Here is a 16,639-nt window from a genome sequence, read left to right on the forward strand (position 1 = left end):
GATTTTGCGGAATCATGTCCGGATAGTACCATAATTGGCCTGCGGAATCCATTCCACAGATGCGCTGCATCCTTAATATGACCATCAGATGAAGAAAATCAGGGAAGGAAAACCCATGCGCACGCAGGTCGCCATAATCGGGGGTGGCCCCTCGGGGTTGTTGCTGTCGCAATTGCTGAACCGCGCGGGAATTGAAACCGTGGTGCTGGAACGCCAAAGCCGCGCCCATGTGTTGTCGCGCATCCGCGCAGGTGTGCTGGAACGCTGCACGGTTGATCTGCTCAATCAGGCCGGCGCAGGCGCGCGGATGCAGCGCGAAGGGTACCCGCATGACGGCTGTTACCTGAGCAGCGATCAGAAAATGATCCGCGTTGATTTTCAGGAAGCCTGCGGCCACACGGTCATGGTCTATGGCCAGACAGAGGTAACGCGCGATCTGTATGATGCGCAGGATGCACTGGGCGCGACCCATATTCATGGTGTGGAAAACGTGGTCCTGCATGACCTGAAAGGCGCTGCGCCCAGTGTCACTTGGGACAAGGACGGCGAGTCATTCCGTCTGGAATGTGATTTCATTGCAGGCTGTGACGGGTTCCACGGTGTCAGCCGCCGGTCAATTCCGGATAATATGCGCCGTGAATATGAAAAGGTATATCCGTTCGGCTGGCTGGGTGTCCTGTCGGAAACGCCGCCCGTGCGCGATGAACTGATCTATGCAAACCACCCGCGCGGATTTGCACTGGCATCGATGCGCAACCCGATGTTGTCGCGCTACTATATTCAGGTGCCCCTGAGTGACAAGGCAGAGGACTGGTCCGACGACGCATTCTGGACGGAACTGAAAGCGCGCCTTCCGCAGGATGTTGCCGCCGATCTGGTCACCGGAGCGTCGATCGAGAAATCCATCGCACCATTGCGCAGTTTCGTGTCCGAGCCGCTGCGCTGGGGCGCGTTGTTCCTGTGCGGGGACGCGGCCCATATTGTGCCGCCGACCGGGGCCAAGGGGCTGAATCTGGCAACATCGGATGTTCATTATCTGTCACAGGGGCTTCTGGCCCATTATAACGACAATGACCCCAGTGGGCTGGACAGCTATTCGCAAAAGGCGTTGGCGCGTATCTGGAAGGCGATGCGGTTTTCATGGTCGGTCACGACGATGATGCACCGCTTCCCGGAACATTCGGAGTATGACCGGCAGATGCAGCGCGTGGAACTGGACATGTTGGCCACAGACCCGACTGCGCGCAAGCTGTTTGCGGAAAACTATACCGGCACGCCGTTGTGATATGCAGGTCAAGTCTGTCCTGCCTCAGGGGGGCAAGCCCCCTTGAGGCAGGACTTATTGGATATTTAGACCAGAATGAAAGCTGCACCAGGCAAAGCGGGCAGGCAATTCAGCCGCGCAGTTCCGGCCAGTTGCTGTCGGCCCGTAAGATATTGCCGGGAATGTCGCGTTCCCATTGGCGCTGCACGCGGGGCGAGAAGTTCAGATACAACTGCCCGTCAACAATGCGCCATGCCTGCGGGTCGATGGGGGCAGTGTAGCCTTCGGCCACGGCCCAGGCGCAGTACCCGCCATATTGCGGGGCAAAGCGCACCGGATCGGCGAGAAACGCAGCGCGGTTTTCCGGATTTGCGAAATGCCAGATGGCCCCGCCCCAGTCGGCAGCATGGGCGGCATCCCCGCGCCGGGGCTGCCCTTCGGTGAAATAGGCAACCGGGTCATAGCCACGCAGCGCCACACCGTTTTCGGTGAAGACGGATTGCGCCGACAGCGTGGCAGGCAGCAGCGGCAGTGAAAGCCCCGACAGGATCAGGTGGCGGCGGGTGATCATGGGTGCGGTCCTTTGCATTGACTTACCCTGATCTGTTCGCTGCAGTCGCCCCGGATGTTACACGCCCCCCATGACCGGGGGGGGCGTGACAGATCAGGTTTTTGGGGCCAGCCGCAGGCCCAGATCGCGCAACTGATCATTCGTGGGGTCAGATGGTGCGTGCAGTAACAGGTCTTCGGCGCGCTGGTTCATCGGGAACATGATGACCTGCCGGATGTTCTGCTCGCCTGCCAGCAGCATGACGATACGGTCAATGCCTGCCGCGCAGCCACCATGGGGGGGGGCGCCGTATTTGAACGCCTTGACCATGCCACCGAAGCGCTTGTCCACTTCGGAATTCGGGTAGCCCGCGATTTCAAACGCGCGATACATGATTTCCGGTTTGTGGTTGCGGATGGCCCCTGACAGCAATTCATAGCCGTTGCAGGCCAGATCATACTGATAGCCCAGCACCTTCAGCGGATCGCCCGACAGTGCGTCCATACCGCCCTGGGGCATGGAAAACGGGTTATGGCTGAAATCGACCTTGCCGGACTCTGCGTCAGCCTCATACATCGGGAAATCGACGATCCAGGCGAAAGCGAAGCGGTTTTCATCCAGCAGCTTCAGTTCGCGGCCGATTTCATCGCGCGCTTTCGCGGCCACGCCTTCGAACTGCGCAGGTTTGCCGCCGAGGAAGAAGGCGGCGTCACCCTCGCCAAGGTTCAGTTGCTGGCGGATGGCTTCGGTGCGCTCTGGGCCGATATTCTTGGCAAGGGGGCCTGCGGCTTCCAGTCCGTCATCTCCTGCACGCCAGAAAATATACCCCATCCCCGGCAGCCCCTGCGCTTGGGCAAAAGCGTTCATCCGGTCGCAGAACTTGCGCGACCCGCCCGTGGGCGCGGGAATGGCGCGGATTTCTGTGCCGTCATTTTCCAGCAATTTCGCAAAGATCGCAAAGCCGGAACCGCGGAAATGCTCCGACACGACCTGCATTTCAATCGGGTTGCGCAAATCCGGCTTGTCGGTGCCGTATTTCAACAACGATTCCGCATAGGGAATGCGCGGCCACTCGCCGCAGGGATCAACCTTTTTCCCATCCGCGAATTCCTCAAACACGCCCTGCAGCACTGGCCCGACAGCCGAAAACACGTCTTCCTGTTCGACAAAGCTCATTTCCACGTCAAGCTGGTAGAAATCGGTGGGCGAGCGGTCGGCGCGCGGGTCTTCGTCGCGGAAACAGGGTGCTATCTGGAAATATTTGTCAAAGCCCGACACCATGATCAGTTGCTTGAACTGCTGGGGCGCTTGCGGAAGCGCATAGAACTTGCCGGGGTGCAGGCGTGACGGCACCAGAAAATCGCGCGCGCCTTCGGGGGATGACGCAGTGATGATCGGCGTCTGGAATTCGGTGAAGCCTGTGCCCCACATCCGCTGGCGCATGGACCGCACCACGTTGGAGCGCAGCATCATGTTGCCATGCAAACCGTCGCGCCGCAGGTCAAGGAACCGGTAGGACAGGCGGGTTTCTTCCGGGTAGTCGGGTTCGCCGAAGACCGGCAGCGGCAGGTCATCTGCGGCGCCCAGAATGTCCATGCTACGGGCATAGACTTCGATCTCGCCGGTTTTCAGCTTGGTATTGACCAGCGATGCATCGCGCGCTTTGACCGTGCCTTCGATGCGGACACAGAATTCCGCACGCAGCTTTTCGATATCGGCGAATGCGGGGCTGTCGCTGTCGGCCAGAACCTGCGTGATGCCGAAATGGTCGCGCAGGTCAATGAACAACACACCGCCATGGTCACGGATGCGATGCACCCAGCCGGACAGGCGCACGGTTTCACCCACATGGGCGGCGGTCAGGTCTGCGCAGGTATGGCTGCGATAGGCGTGCATGGGCTGTTCCCTTGGTTGCAGTGGTGCAAGGCTTGTCGCGGATACACAATCTGGCGGGGCGGAAGTCAAGGGCAAGTCGGTGAATATGCCCTGATAGCGCGTCAGGTCCAGTGCATTCCCGCATGACCGGCAAGAACCGCCTGCGCCTGTGCCAGCCGGTCATTTGGCAGGTTTTGCGCGGCGCAGCAGGCAATAACCGTGTCATCGCGCATCAGGATGAAATCCAGCACCGCCCCCAGAAGCGCCTGGTCCGGCCCCTCGGCACTGGACAGCGCGGCGCGCAGGTCACCGACCGATGCGCCGCTTGCATTCAGGAAAACCGGCAGCAAGTCCTGCTCAGCGCAAAGCCATGTAAATGCATCCAGTGCAATTCGTTCGGCGGCGCTGTGGTTCATGCAAGCCATCCTGTCGGGTTGCCGGGCATTGAGGTGTTAAAGGGTTTGTTAACGAATGCACGCTAACCTGTGATTAACCATGCATAGGGTGACACGTATGTCAGGACTCATACTTATTGTCGATGATCTTTCAATTAACCGGACCATCCTGCGCGCTAAATTGCAGGCGGCGTGCTATGATTGCCTGATGGCTGATTGCGGGGAACAGGCGCTGCTGCTGGCGCAGGATGAAAACCCCGACCTGATTTTGCTGGATTATCGTTTGCCCGATATCGACGGTATAGACATTTGCCAGAGACTGCGCGGCAACCCCGCGACCCGCGACATTCCGATTCTGCTGTTCTCCGCAACAGCGGATCGTCAGCAGCGGCTAACGGCGTTGCGCATGGGCGCAGATGATTTCCTGTCCAAGCCACTGGATGAATCCTATCTTATGGGGCGGATCCGCAGCTTGCTGCGCACACAGGACCATCGGGCACGGCATGCCATGCCTGTCGCCATGCCCGCTGTTACCGGCATGGCCGAAGGCGCGGCAGCTTTTACGCTGCAATCGCGCATGATGGTCATTTGCAATGGCGGTGCGGCCTGTGACGGGTTCTGCAATGATCTGCGCGGGGTTATGCCGGAGATGACATGCACCTGCCTTAGCCTGCAACAGGCGCTGCGGCTGGACACCGGTACGGCGATGCCGGATCTGTTTCTGGTTTCCGCCGATGTCATTCTGCAAAAGGGGTTGCAGGTCATTCCGGACTTGCTGTCACGCAATCAGACCCGGCAGGCAGAATTGTGCATCATTTTACCAGAAGGGCAGGAATTGCTGGGGGCAATGGCGCTTGATCTTGGCGCAAGGGAAGTTCTACATCTGCCTCTGGATGCGGAAGAAGCCAATCTGCGCCTTGCCAAGATACTCCAGCAGAAACAGCAGCGGGATGCGCTGCAGCAGGCATTTGAAACCCAGCTTGATCAGGCGGTCCGTGACCCCCTGACGGGGTTGTTCAACCGGCGCTATCTTTGTGCGCAAATGGCCCGGATCGCTGCGGATATGCAAACGGGGGCCTTGTCGGATTGCGCGGTTCTGGTCATCGATCTGGATCATTTTAAATCGGTCAATGACCGTTTCGGGCATAACGCGGGGGATGATGTCCTGACCGAAGTTGCCCGCCGGTTACGCGCGGCCTTGCGCAGCAGCGATATTCTGGTCCGCTATGGCGGAGAGGAATTCGTGGTGGTCATGCCGGGGGCAGATGTAAGGGCGGCGCGGCGCGTGGCGCAGCGGATCTGCAGGACCGTTCATTCCCGCGGCTATGATGTCCGGGGCAGTGATGCTGCGCTGCAATTGTCGGTGTCAATCGGTGTTGCCGCAGAGCATGCGGGTTTTGCCGGGTGCGGGGATTTCGCGAAAACGATTGTCGGCAGGGCGGATGACGCATTGCGAGCGGCGAAAGCAGGCGGGCGCAACCGTGTGGTATCCGGTCAGAACGCCGCCGCGTGATGGCGCGGCACATGGATGACGGTGCCATAGGCCCGGTTGTCCTGCGGCCTGCCGGTTACGCCAGTGTCGCACCAGGCCTTGGAACTGCGGATTGTGTCACCTGCATAAGGTGAACGTTTCCGGGTACGGAACCGGCAGTCCCCGGCACATTGCCGGCGCGGGCTTCCGGCCAGCCTGATGGTTGCGCCTGACGCGATCACCCACCTGCTTGTCCGGGCGGGTATCATTCACGCTGGCGCGACCGCCACCATCCCGGCCCGCGCCGGTTCTCGATGCGCTGTTGCAACTGCGCGGCATAATCGTGTCTTTCCTGCGGTGTCATGGCGGCGACGCGCGCAACAAGGCGGCTTTGCATGCGGTTGCTTATGTTGATCAGGTGTTGCTGCGCTTCTATCAGGGCGGCGGTAAATTGCGCTTCGTCAAATTCATCCGCTTGCAGGCTTGCGATCATCTGCTGTGTCGCATGCGGGCTGCGCGGTTGCTGATGGGAATCCCGCCATGCATTGCGGCTGTCGCGACGAAAGGCGCGCTGGTCACTGAAGGGAAGCGCCGAAATTGCCGTGCGCAGGGGGGTTCCGTCCAGCCCGGCCCGTGCCGCCACACCGCCGATCAGGCCGATGAACGCAAGGTTCAGGATAAGCGAAATCGTCAGGACAATCTTGCCCCAGACGGGCATGCGCGGTTTCGGATCAGGCTGTGCCATATGTCAAAATCCCAGCAATAGCGGATCATCCAGCCCGACAAGCGGGGTGCTGATCGCATCAAGGTAAGTCAGCGCGTCGTGCAACCACAGCGGCGCGTCCAGTGCCGAAACTGGCATCGGGGCGGCAATCCCGAACCAGAAACCGGCCGCCGCCGCCGCCAGCCCGCCCGCCAGCGACGGGGCTGCCCAGCCGCTGAACCAGCCGCGTAACCGCCCCGGAAATGCCGGTCGCGGTTGCGCGGGCCTGTTCATGTCTTCAAGCGTGTTTGCCGCATCCGTCAGAATACGCGCCCGTAAATCCGGCGACAGACCGGGGGCTTGGTCGCGTGCGGCTGCGAAGAATGCGTCCAGCGGGTCGCGCCCGGTGTCGTGTTCTTTTTCAGTGCTCATCTTCATACCCCAGTCTTTCCTTGTGCCCCGACAGCAATGCGGCCAGATTGCGCTTGCCGCGCGCGGTCAGGCTTTCGACAGCTTCTGTCCCGACCAGCATAATGGCCGCGATTTCCGGGTTTGACAGCCCTTCCAGATGGCGCAGGATGACGGCCTGTCGCTGTCTTTCGGGCAGGGCGGCCAGCGCCGTTTCCAGTGCCGCCGCCCGCGTTGTCTGCATCATGCGCGTATCCGCGCCGGGTGTCCCGTCCGGCAGGTCGGGCATTTCCGAAGGGCCGGAACGACGGCGGCGCAGCCTGTCGGTGCAAAGATTCGCCGCAACCCGGAACACCCATGCCGCAGGCGGAATGCCGGTATCCTGCCAGTCGGGCGCGATGCGCCACAGTCGCAGCATGGTGTCCTGGGTGACGTCCTCTGCCTCTGTTCTGTCACCCAGCATGCGGGCTGCGAAACGCAGAATACGCGGGGCCAGCCTGTCTGTCAGGATCTGCGCGGCCTGCCGGTCACCCTGCGCGAATTGCATAAGAAGATCGGCGTCTTCGCTGGCCGCGTCCATATCGCGTGGCACCATGCTTGTCCCTGTCTGTCCCCGCTGTCACTCAGCATGCCGGGTGTTCGTGATCAGTCCTGTCCGCGCCGACCCGGACCACCCCAGCGCCCGCCCTGGCGGTGTTCGTCATGGCGCATCATACGCGCCTGCATGCGTTCCGTGAATGCGTCATATTCCTGCGCATCGACAACGCCGTCGCCATTGGCATCAATACGCCCGAACATGCGTTCCGCGAATTCCGCACTGTCCCCGCGGGGACTTGCATCGCGTGCCCTGCGTTGGCCGGTCATCGCGGTGCGGCGATCCTCGGCCAGTGCATCAAGCCCGGCGCGCAGTGCGGACTCGTTCAGCAGGCCATCGTCATTCGCGTGTTCCATCAGCTTTGTGACAATCTGGTCCTGCCGGTCGCTGCGCATGGTTTGCAGATGGGTCTGGAAATCTTCAAGCGTGATGCTGCCGCTCTGGTTGTGATCCAGTTGTTCAAAGCCGGGCATTGCCGGGCGTCCGGTGCTGCGGGCATCAGCGGTCAGGGTGCTGAAACCCAGCGCTGTCACGCCGATCATCAGCATAAGGGGGTGTGTCATGGGTCATCTCCGGTTGAATGCGGCGTTTTGTGCCGATTGATGTCCCTGAAACGGGGCATTGCCGGGTTTCCGTCGCGCAGCGCTGCATTTTCTTGCGACATGCTGTCGCAAATCCGGTATTTCTGATGCAATATTTGCAGTGTCATCCTATGTGAGGTGCAAGCGAACGAAAGGCCAGATGATGTATGCCGCCCATTCACAAGACATTGATGACAGGCCCTTGGGACCAGCCGTGTTGCGCGGTTTGCAGTGCAAGTGCCCTGCCTGCGGCGCTGCCCCGCTGTTGCGCAGCTATCTGAAGGTGCGCGATACCTGCCCCGCCTGCGGCGAGGATCTGACGCATGCACGCGCCGATGATGGCCCGGCATATCTGACCATGCTGGTCACGCTGAAATTGCTGACCCCGGCGATGGTGGCGGTGATGTTCCGTTGGGATCCGAACCCGATCCTGCTGTTTACCGCGTTTTCGTTGTTGCTGGTCCTGATGTCGCTGTTCCTGCTGCCACGCTTCAAGGGCATGATCGTGGCCATCCAATGGTCCCGCCGGATGCATGGATTTGGGGACAGGGATGACCGCAGCAGTTGACAAGACCGCCATCCGGCATGCGGCAACTGTTTTGCTGGTGCGCGCAGGCAGCGATGGCCCGCAGGTTCTGATGGGCCAGCGCGGGTCGCGCGCGGCCTTCATGCCCGATAAATTTGTCTTTCCCGGCGGCGCGGTGGATGCGTCCGACTTCGTGGTGCCGCTGGCCCGCCCGTTGGACGCTGAATGCGCCGCGCGCCTGTCACTTGATCCCCCCGGACCGCAGGCGCTGGCCGCTGCTGCCATCCGCGAGTTGTGGGAAGAAACCGGTCTGATGCTGGGCGTTGCCGGGGCGTGGCCGTCCCCGCCTGCCGATTGGCAGCGTTTCGCGGAGCATGGGCTTCTGCCCGATGCATCTGGCCTGCGCTACATCTTTCGCGCGATCACCCCACCGGGGCGACCGCGGCGATTCGATGCGCGGTTCTTTCTGGCCGATGCCGGACATGTTGTCGGCGATCTGGATGATTTTTCGGCTGCATGCGAAGAACTTTCTCATTTGCACTGGGTTCCCTTCGCCACGGCCCGCAAGCTGAACCTGCCCTTCATAACAGAGGTGGTTCTGGCAGAAGCGCAGGCCCGCATCATGGGCGAGGATATGCCCCCCTCTGTTCCCTTTTTCGACAATTCAACCGGCGTGTCGCGCTTCCACCGCATAGAGTTGTAAAATTCTGTTCTGTCTGCCCTCTGGACAAAAAGGTTCTGTTCCTGCTTCCTGAAGGGAAAGCAATGTTCCGCGAATACCTATGATCGCGGAACAGGATTGAGGAACGGAATGTCGGTTCAGCCAGATGTGCCCCTGTCGCCAGCGCCTTCGGATGAAGTGCGCAAGACCACGTGCTACATGTGCGCCTGTCGCTGCGGGATCAATGTGCATATGAAGGCAGGGCGTGTCGCCTATATCGAAGGCAACCGCGACCACCCGGTCAATCGTGGCGTACTGTGCGCGAAGGGCAGTGCAGGCATCCTGCAGCACATGTCGCCCGCGCGTCTGCGCGCGCCGCTGAAGCGTGTCGGGCCGCGCGGGTCGGGCGAATTTCAGGAAATCAGCTGGGACGAAGCGCTGCAGATCGCCACCGGCTGGCTGGCCCCCCTGCGCGAAACCGCACCCGAAAAATTCGCCTTTTTCACCGGCCGCGACCAGTCGCAATCCTTGACGGGCTGGTGGGCGCAGGCGTTCGGCACCCCCAACTGGGCCGCGCATGGCGGTTTCTGCAGCGTCAACATGGCGGCGGCGGGTATTTATACCATGGGCGGGTCATTCTGGGAATTCGGCCAGCCCGACTGGGACCGGACAAAACTGTTCCTGCTGTTCGGCGTGGCCGAAGACCATGACAGCAACCCCATCAAGATGGGTCTTGGCAAGCTGAAGGCGCGTGGCGCGCGGGTGATCGGCATCAACCCGATCCGGTCAGGGTATAACGCGATTGCCGATGACTGGGTTGGTATCACACCCGGCACGGACGGGCTGTTCATCCTGTCGCTGGTACATGAATTGCTGCGCGCAGGCAGGATCGACCTGAACTACCTGATCCGCTATACCAATGCGCCCTATCTGATAAATGCCGATGAGGGCGCACAAAAGGGGCTGTTTCTGCGCGACAAGGCCGGCAAGCCCATGGTGCGCGACCGCCGCACAGGCCGCGCCGTGGCCTGGGACATGCCGGGCATTGCCCCCGATCTGGCGCATGGGGTCGAAATCGACGGCACGACCCATCTGCCCGCCTTCCGCCACCTGAGCGAACGCTACCTGTCGCCTGACTATGCGCCGGATGCAGTGGCCGGGCGCTGCGGCATTCCCGCCGCGCGTATCCGCGCCATCGCTGCCGAAATCGCGCGCGTGGCCTTTGAAGAAGAAATCACCCTGAACCAGCCCTGGACGGATTTTCGTGGCCAGCGCCATGAAACAATGGTGGGCCGCCCTGTCGCCATGCATGCCATGCGTGGTATTTCGGCCCATTCCAACGGCTTTCAGACCGCCCGCGCGCTGCATCTGCTGCAAATCCTGATCGGCAGCGTGGAAACCCCGGGCGGTTTCCGCTTCAAGCCGCCCTATCCCAAACCGCCAGAGGCCCATCCAAGGCCCCATGCACGCCACACCCCCGGCCAACCACTGGATGGCCCGCATCTGGGCTATCCGCTGGGGCCTGAACACCTGTTGATCAACGACGACAACAGCCCCATACGCATCGACAAGGCGTTTTCATGGGATGCGCCGCTATCGGCGCATGGGCTGATGCATATGGTCATCGCCAACGCGCATGCGGGTGACCCCTATGAAATCGACACGTTGTTTTTATACATGGCGAATATGGCGTGGAATTCGTCGATGAATACCAGCGCCGTGATGGATATGCTGACGGACCAGAACGCCGATGGCAGCTATCGCATCCCCCGCATCATCTGCGCTGATGCCTATAGTTCCGAAATGGTGGCCTTCGCCGATCTGGTTCTGCCCGACACCACCTATCTGGAACGCCATGATTGCATCAGCCTGCTTGACCGCCCCATCTGCGAAGCTGATGCGATGGCGGATTCCATTCGCTGGCCCGTTGTCGCGCCTGACCGTGATGTGCGGCCTTTCCAGTCCGTGCTGTTGGATCTTGGCGTGAGGCTTGGGTTGCCGGGCATGGTTAATGAAGATGGCACCGCCAGATATAGCGACTATGCCGATTACATCACCAATCATCAACGCCGCCCCGGCGTGGGCCCACTGGCAGGCTGGCGCAATGCTGATGGCACCGGACAGGGGCGCGGGACCCCCAATCCCGACCAGATCGCGCGCTATATTGAAAACGGTGGTTTCTGGACCTGCCATGTCCCCGCCCAGGCGCAATTTTTCAAGCCGTGGAACGCGACCTATCAGGACTGGGCGGTCGCCCGCGGGCTTCAGGACAGGCCGCAACCCTATCTGTTCAACCTGTATCTGGAACCCTTGCGCAAGTTCCAGCTTGCCGCCGAAGGGTATGGCCACCGCCAGCCGCCCGATCATTTGCGCGCGCGCCTGATCCGGGCAATGGACCCGCTGCCTGTCTGGTATCCCACCTTCACAGATGCGGCGACCGACCCTGCAGAATACCCCCTTCACGCCCTGACCCAACGCCCGATGGCGCATTATCATTCATGGGGCAGCCAGAATGCTTGGCTGCGCCAGATCCATGGCACTACACCGCTCTATGTGTCGCGCGATATATGGGTGCAGCATGGGTTCACCCAGGGCGACTGGGCCACGCTGACCTCGCCCCATGGGCAGGTCACATTGCCTGTTGCGCGTATGGATGCCCTGAACCCGCACACGGTCTGGACATGGAACGCAATTGCAAAACGGCGCGGGGCCTGGGCGCTGAACCCGGCCGCACCGGAAGCCACGCAAGCCACCCTGCTGAACCATCTGATCCATGAATTGCTACCCCCGAAGGGGGATGGGCTGCGCTGGGGCAATTCGGACCCCATTACCGGGCAGGCGGCGTGGTATGACCTGCGTGTGCGGATTGAAAAAGCCCCGGCAGGGCAGGCGCACAGCCACCCGGCCCATCCGGCGCAAATATCGCCGGTCCCACCCGCACCGCGCGATATTGCGCGTCAGGTGAAGGGCCGCGCCTGATGACCAGTCTTCCTGCGAAAACCACCCGCAAGCTGGGCCTTGTCATTGACCTTGACACCTGTGTGGGCTGCCATGCCTGCGTGATTTCCTGCAAGGGCTGGAACACCGAAAACTATGGCGCGGCCTTGTCGGACATGGACGCTTATGGCGCAAACCCCGAAGGCACCTTCCTCAACCGTGTCCATACGTTTGAGGTGACACGCGACGCGGCCCCGCCCATGGTGGTGCATTTCCCCAAATCCTGCCTGCATTGCGATGATGCCCCTTGCGTGACTGTCTGCCCCACAGGGGCCAGCTATAAACGCACTGAAGACGGGATTGTGCTGGTCAATGAAACCGATTGTATCGGCTGCGGGCTTTGCGCATGGGCTTGTCCCTATGGCGCGCGGGAAATGGATGCAGCAGCAAAAGTCATGAAGAAATGCACCTTGTGCGTGGACCGCATCTATAATGAAAACCTTGCCCCCGAGGACCGCGAACCCGCCTGCGTGCGCACATGTCCGTCCGGTGCGCGCCATTTCGGCGATCTGGGTGACCCCGGCAGCGCCGTGTCACGCCTTGTGACTGAGCGGGGCGGGTTTGACCTGATGCCAGAGCAAGGCACGCAGCCGGTGAACAAATACTTGCCGCCGCGCGGACGCGACATGTTGCAGGCCCCCGATCTTGCCAGCCTGTGCGACACCACGCCTGAAACCGCCACCGGCTTTCTTGGCTGGCTTGACCGCGCGCTGGAGAAGCTCTGACATGCACCCGGCCCCGTCGCTTATTCTGTTTACGGTGCTTTCTGGACTTGGATTCGGGCTTCTGGTCTGGCTGGGGCTGGGCCTGCGCGCGCCCACCGGGTTGGCGGCATTCATTCTGTTCGGGCTGGCATATGCGCTGACAGGTGCAGGGCTGATCGCCGCTGCGTTCCATCTTGGCCACCCTGAACGCGCGCTGAAAGCATTCACCCAATGGCGTTCAAGCTGGCTTTCGCGCGAAGCGGTGCTGGCTGTGGCCACTCTGCTGGTTATGGCCCCGCATGCCGCCGCATCCGTATTCCTGGGGAACGGGGTGCCGGTTCTGGGGTGGGCGGGCGCGGTGCTGGCGCTGACCACGATATTTGCCACCGCCATGATCTATGCCCAGATCAGGGCCGTTCCGCGCTGGCACCATAGCAGCACCCCGGTCGTTTTTTTGCTGGCAGCGCTTGCGGGCGGCGCGCTGCTGGCAGGGCAGGTCACACTGGCGCTTTGGGGCATGCTGGCCCTGTCGCTGGCGATGGTTGCGCATTGGGTTGCTGGCGACCGGCAGTTTCGCGCATCGGGTTCCAGTACCGGCACTGCCACAGGGTTGGGTTCCCTTGGCCGCGTGCGCCTGCTGGAACCGCCACATTCGGGTCGGAACTACCTGCTGCGCGAGATGGTCCATGTCGTGGGGCGCAAACACGCGCATAAGCTGCGTCTGATCGCATTGGCGTTGGGCGCGCTGCTGCCCGCGCTGCTGCTTTTGCTGCCGGTCAGTTATATATCCGTCGCGGTGGCGCTTATGGCACATATCGCAGGAATGCTTGTTCAGCGCTGGCTGTTTTTCGCAGAGGCAGAGCATGTCGTGGGCCTGTATTACGGCAAACGGTAACAGGATTGGCGGTTTTCAGCGCGCAAGCTTGCGGCTAAACTCGGATAATCAGGCGAAGCAGGAATCCGAGTGTGACCAAGACAATCCTTGACCGACTTGAAGCGCAGGGTCTGCGCATGACCGACCAGCGCCGCACCATCGCGCAGGTGATCGAACAGGCATCGGACCACCCCGATGTTGAAGAACTGCATGCGCGCGCCAACGCACTCGATGCCAGAATTTCGCTGGCAACAGTGTATCGCACTGTGAAACTTCTGGAAGAGATGGGCATTCTGGACCGTCTGGAATTCGGCGATGGCCGCGCCCGGTTTGAAGACAGCCAGCGCGACCATCATGATCATCTGATCGATATGGACACGGGCGAGGTGATCGAGTTCTGCGACCCTGAAATCGAAGCCTTGCAGGAAAAGATTGCCCGTCGCCTGGGCTATCATTTGCAGGGGCACCGGTTGGAACTTCTGGGCCGCAAGATCAAGGGGTGATACGTAGCTTCTGGTGGTTCCCGGCCTGAAGGGGGGGCGTTGACCCATGCACGAAGCCCGCGCCAGCGGTGGGCCGGGGACTGCCGGTCCCACGCCCGGAGAAGTTCACTTTATGCAGGCGGAATACCCCGACATCAGCGGCTTGGATTGACGCTGGCGGAACCGGCAGGCCGCGGGACGGCCCACCGATAGCGCGGCGGCCTGCGGCCTTGATTCCGCGCTTTTGGGCGTCCCCTTCACTTCAGAACCACCGGAAAACGCGATGTTCCCGTCTGACCCGATCCTGCCATGAATGCAGAATCTTACCCCAGATAGGCGCGTAGCGCCGGGGGCGGGTTGTCCAGAAGCTCCGCTGTCGGGAAGGGGCCGCTGGCATGTCCGTCGGCCACCAGAATGGTTTTGTCCGCGATCGCCCGCGCATCGCCCACATCATGGGTCACCATCAGCAGTGTGGCATTTGTTTCCGCGCAAATATCGCTGACAAGTGTCAGCATTTCGGATTTCAGTGCCGGGCCAAGTGCAGAAAAGGGTTCGTCCAGCAACAACAGGGGTTGGGCGCGTAACAGCACCCGCGCCAGCGCCACGCGGCTTTGTTGCCCGCCCGAAAGCTGCGCAGGTTTGCGCGCGCCATATCCCGACAGGCCCACACGTGCCAACGCCTGATCAATCTGTTCACGCTCGGTCGCGGTCACCCGCAATGACGGTTTAAGACCCAGTGCGATATTCTGGAAGGCCGTCAGATGCGGAAACAGATTGTTGTCCTGAAACAGCGTCGATATGGGCCTGTCCGACGGGTTTTGCCCTGTCATGTCCTGCCCATCCCATATGACATGCCCCGCCGTAACGGGCACAAACCCCGCGATTGCCCCCAGAAAGGTTGATTTGCCCGCCCCCGAAGGCCCGATCACGGCGGCGCGCGTGCCTGCTGGCACGGACATGTCCATGGTCAGGCTGAAATCGTCCTGCCGGATGAATACTGATTCAAGCCTCAGCATTGGTGCGCCCCCATTGGTCAAACACCCAGAACAACGCAAGGCTGGTTCCCAACAGGACCAGCGCGGCACCCGCTGCATCATCTTGCCGGTAAGCGCTCATCAAACGGTAAAGCTGCATTGGAAGTGTTGCCCCTTCGCGTTCGGCAAACAGCATGATCACGCCCAGATCCCCCATCGACAAGGCCGCCGTCAACCCCGCAGCAAACCCAAGCGGGCGGCGCAGGCGGGGCAGGGTAACAATGCGCAACCGGGCCAGCCCATGCAGGCCCAGCACATCAGCCAGCCTGCCTTGTGCGGCCCTGATATCGCGCAAGGCAGGCAGGATCAGCCGCAGTGCGAAGGGCATGGCCATGCCCGCATTGACCAGCATTGTGACCAGAAGCGCGAAATCGCGCGGGTTGGCAAGCGGCTGGATCAGCAGGAACAACCCGGTCCCGATAACCAGCGGCGAGGCCGCCAGTGCCGCCAACCCCAGCCATTCCAGAAATGCGCCGCCCCGGAATGCCAGCACCGCATGGGCCAGCGCCAGCGTCATGGCCAATGTCACGCCCGTCGCGCCAAGTGCGACCACAAGCGACCGGCCTGCGGCCTGCCAAACCTCGGCCGGTAGGGCCACGACATGGGGCAGGCCGCGCAAAGTGATCATTGCCAGCGGGATCAGCAGGAACAGCGCCCCGCAGGCAATCAGTGCATTGTCCCATATCTGCAGCGCCGCACCGCCCGTGTCAAACCGTTGCACAGCGCGGTCCATGCCCCCGCCCAGGGCCTGCGGCAGTGCCACGCGCCACGCGATCAACCCCGCCACCGCGCAAAGCGCGAATTGCACCAACGCCAGAAGCGCGGCGCGGCCCATGTCATAGTCAAAGCGAAATGCCTGATAGATGGCCAGTTCCACGGTCGTTGCACGCGGCCCCCCGCCCATGGTCAGTGCCACTGAAAAGCTGGTCAGGCAGATCAGGAAAATAACCAGAAACGCACCGGGCAACAGGGCACGCAGCATCGGGGCTTCAAGCTGGCGAAATGTGTCGCGCGGGGTGAAACCAAGCGATGCCGCCAGCCGGAAACGCTCTGCCGGGATGGCGGCCCAGCCCTGAAGCAGAATGCGCGTGGCCAGCGGCAGGTTATAGAACACATGCGCCAGCACCACACCATGCAGCCCGAAAATGTTGAACCGCGCCAGCCCCACCCATTCCAGCGCCTGATTTATCAGGCCGGACCGGCCAAATACCGCCAGCAACCCCAGTACCGCAACCAGGGTCGGCAGGATGAACGGCGCCCCCATCAGCGTGATCAGCAGCCCGCGCCCCCTGAATTGCCGCCGCGCAAGCGCGCGTGCAATCGGTATGGCCAGCAGGACCGACAGGCCCGCCGACAACATGGCCTGCACCAATGTAAAGCGCACTGCCGCCCAGTCAGCGCCCCGCAGCGCGCTGAACCCTTCGGCCCGGAACGCCACGGCCCCCAATGCGCCGAAATTCAGCACCACCAGCCAGGCAGCCACCATGCCGCCTGCGATCAGGGTGAACAGGCGCGCGGT

17 protein-coding genes are annotated in these 16,639 nt (G+C 61.6%); 8 read left to right on the forward strand and 9 right to left on the reverse strand.

The genetic code is table 11. The features are described from left to right. Positions 1–115 precede the first annotated feature (115 nt). Complete coding sequence (gene pobA, locus PUT78_RS00535) at positions 116–1,285, forward strand: 4-hydroxybenzoate 3-monooxygenase (protein ID WP_274350037.1); 1,170 nt, start codon at positions 116–118, stop codon at positions 1,283–1,285. A gap of 109 nt (positions 1,286–1,394) precedes the next feature. Here pobA and PUT78_RS00540 read toward each other — a convergent pair whose 3' ends face one another. The 3 genes from PUT78_RS00540 to PUT78_RS00550 form a co-directional block, all read right to left on the reverse strand. Then, positions 1,395–1,853: a YHS domain-containing (seleno)protein gene (locus PUT78_RS00540; RefSeq protein ID WP_274350038.1), complete on the reverse strand. Its 459-nt coding sequence runs from the start codon at positions 1,851–1,853 to the stop codon at positions 1,395–1,397. Between the two features lie 75 nt (positions 1,854–1,928). After that, positions 1,929–3,710, reverse strand: a complete 1,782-nt coding sequence (gene aspS / locus PUT78_RS00545) for an aspartate--tRNA ligase (RefSeq protein ID WP_274350039.1) — start codon at positions 3,708–3,710, stop codon at positions 1,929–1,931. Between the two features lie 101 nt (positions 3,711–3,811). Continuing rightward, positions 3,812–4,105 carry a DUF3572 domain-containing protein gene (locus PUT78_RS00550; protein ID WP_274350040.1) on the reverse strand — a complete coding sequence of 98 codons (294 nt, stop codon included), beginning with the start codon at positions 4,103–4,105 and terminating at the stop codon, positions 3,812–3,814. A 97-nt stretch (positions 4,106–4,202) separates the two neighbouring features. On the opposite strand from PUT78_RS00550, the gene PUT78_RS00555 reads away from it, so the two are divergent. Then, positions 4,203–5,597: a diguanylate cyclase gene (locus tag PUT78_RS00555; RefSeq protein WP_274350042.1), complete on the forward strand. Its 1,395-nt coding sequence runs from the start codon at positions 4,203–4,205 to the stop codon at positions 5,595–5,597. 223 nt (positions 5,598–5,820) lie between these two features. Here the strand turns inward: PUT78_RS00555 and PUT78_RS00560 are convergent, their stop codons facing one another. Genes PUT78_RS00560 through PUT78_RS00575 form a run of 4 tightly spaced genes read right to left on the reverse strand, consistent with a single transcriptional unit; the run spans position 5,821 to position 7,824 of the window. Continuing rightward, complete coding sequence (locus PUT78_RS00560) at positions 5,821–6,300, reverse strand: periplasmic heavy metal sensor (protein ID WP_274350043.1); 480 nt, start codon at positions 6,298–6,300, stop codon at positions 5,821–5,823. A gap of 3 nt (positions 6,301–6,303) precedes the next feature. After that, complete coding sequence (locus PUT78_RS00565; RefSeq protein WP_274350044.1) at positions 6,304–6,690, reverse strand: hypothetical protein; 387 nt, start codon at positions 6,688–6,690, stop codon at positions 6,304–6,306. Further along, positions 6,680–7,261: an RNA polymerase sigma factor gene (locus PUT78_RS00570; RefSeq protein ID WP_274350045.1), complete on the reverse strand. Its 582-nt coding sequence runs from the start codon at positions 7,259–7,261 to the stop codon at positions 6,680–6,682. Before PUT78_RS00570 ends, PUT78_RS00565 begins: the two co-directional genes overlap by 11 nt. Before the next feature lie 50 nt (positions 7,262–7,311). Next, positions 7,312–7,824: an EF-hand domain-containing protein gene (locus PUT78_RS00575; protein WP_274350046.1), complete on the reverse strand. Its 513-nt coding sequence runs from the start codon at positions 7,822–7,824 to the stop codon at positions 7,312–7,314. A gap of 178 nt (positions 7,825–8,002) precedes the next feature. Here PUT78_RS00575 and PUT78_RS00580 point away from each other — a divergent pair, with 178 nt between their 5' ends. The 6 genes from PUT78_RS00580 (at position 8,003) to PUT78_RS00605 (ending at position 14,107) form a co-directional block, all read left to right on the forward strand. Next, on the forward strand, positions 8,003–8,410 hold the full coding sequence (locus tag PUT78_RS00580; RefSeq protein ID WP_274350047.1) for a DUF983 domain-containing protein: 408 nt from the start codon (positions 8,003–8,005) through the stop codon (positions 8,408–8,410). Beyond that, positions 8,394–9,071 carry an NUDIX hydrolase gene (locus PUT78_RS00585; protein WP_274350048.1) on the forward strand — a complete coding sequence of 226 codons (678 nt, stop codon included), beginning with the start codon at positions 8,394–8,396 and terminating at the stop codon, positions 9,069–9,071. Before PUT78_RS00580 ends, PUT78_RS00585 begins: the two co-directional genes overlap by 17 nt. Positions 9,072–9,179: 108 nt before the next feature. Beyond that, positions 9,180–12,008: a molybdopterin-dependent oxidoreductase gene (locus PUT78_RS00590; protein WP_274350049.1), complete on the forward strand. Its 2,829-nt coding sequence runs from the start codon at positions 9,180–9,182 to the stop codon at positions 12,006–12,008. After that, positions 12,008–12,751, forward strand: a complete 744-nt coding sequence (locus PUT78_RS00595; protein WP_274350051.1) for a 4Fe-4S dicluster domain-containing protein — start codon at positions 12,008–12,010, stop codon at positions 12,749–12,751. The genes PUT78_RS00590 and PUT78_RS00595 overlap by 1 nt, the downstream gene beginning before the upstream one ends. 1 nt (position 12,752) lies before the next feature. After that, positions 12,753–13,625, forward strand: a complete 873-nt coding sequence (locus tag PUT78_RS00600) for a dimethyl sulfoxide reductase anchor subunit family protein (RefSeq protein WP_274350052.1) — start codon at positions 12,753–12,755, stop codon at positions 13,623–13,625. A 71-nt stretch (positions 13,626–13,696) separates the two neighbouring features. Beyond that, positions 13,697–14,107, forward strand: coding sequence for a Fur family transcriptional regulator (locus PUT78_RS00605; protein WP_274350053.1), 411 nt, complete (start codon positions 13,697–13,699; stop codon positions 14,105–14,107). Positions 14,108–14,409: 302 nt separating this feature from the next. On the opposite strand, the gene thiQ is transcribed toward PUT78_RS00605, so the two are convergent. Together thiQ and PUT78_RS00615 are read right to left on the reverse strand one after the other, a co-directional pair. Further along, positions 14,410–15,102 carry a thiamine ABC transporter ATP-binding protein gene (thiQ, locus tag PUT78_RS00610; RefSeq protein ID WP_274350054.1) on the reverse strand — a complete coding sequence of 231 codons (693 nt, stop codon included), beginning with the start codon at positions 15,100–15,102 and terminating at the stop codon, positions 14,410–14,412. Then, complete coding sequence (locus PUT78_RS00615) at positions 15,089–16,606, reverse strand: thiamine/thiamine pyrophosphate ABC transporter permease ThiP (RefSeq protein ID WP_274350461.1); 1,518 nt, start codon at positions 16,604–16,606, stop codon at positions 15,089–15,091. The genes thiQ and PUT78_RS00615 overlap by 14 nt, the downstream gene beginning before the upstream one ends. Positions 16,607–16,639 lie beyond the last annotated feature (33 nt).

It is taken from the genome of Roseinatronobacter alkalisoli (assembly GCF_028745735.1).
In the GTDB taxonomy this organism is placed as follows: Bacteria; Pseudomonadota; Alphaproteobacteria; order Rhodobacterales; family Rhodobacteraceae; genus Roseinatronobacter; species Roseinatronobacter alkalisoli.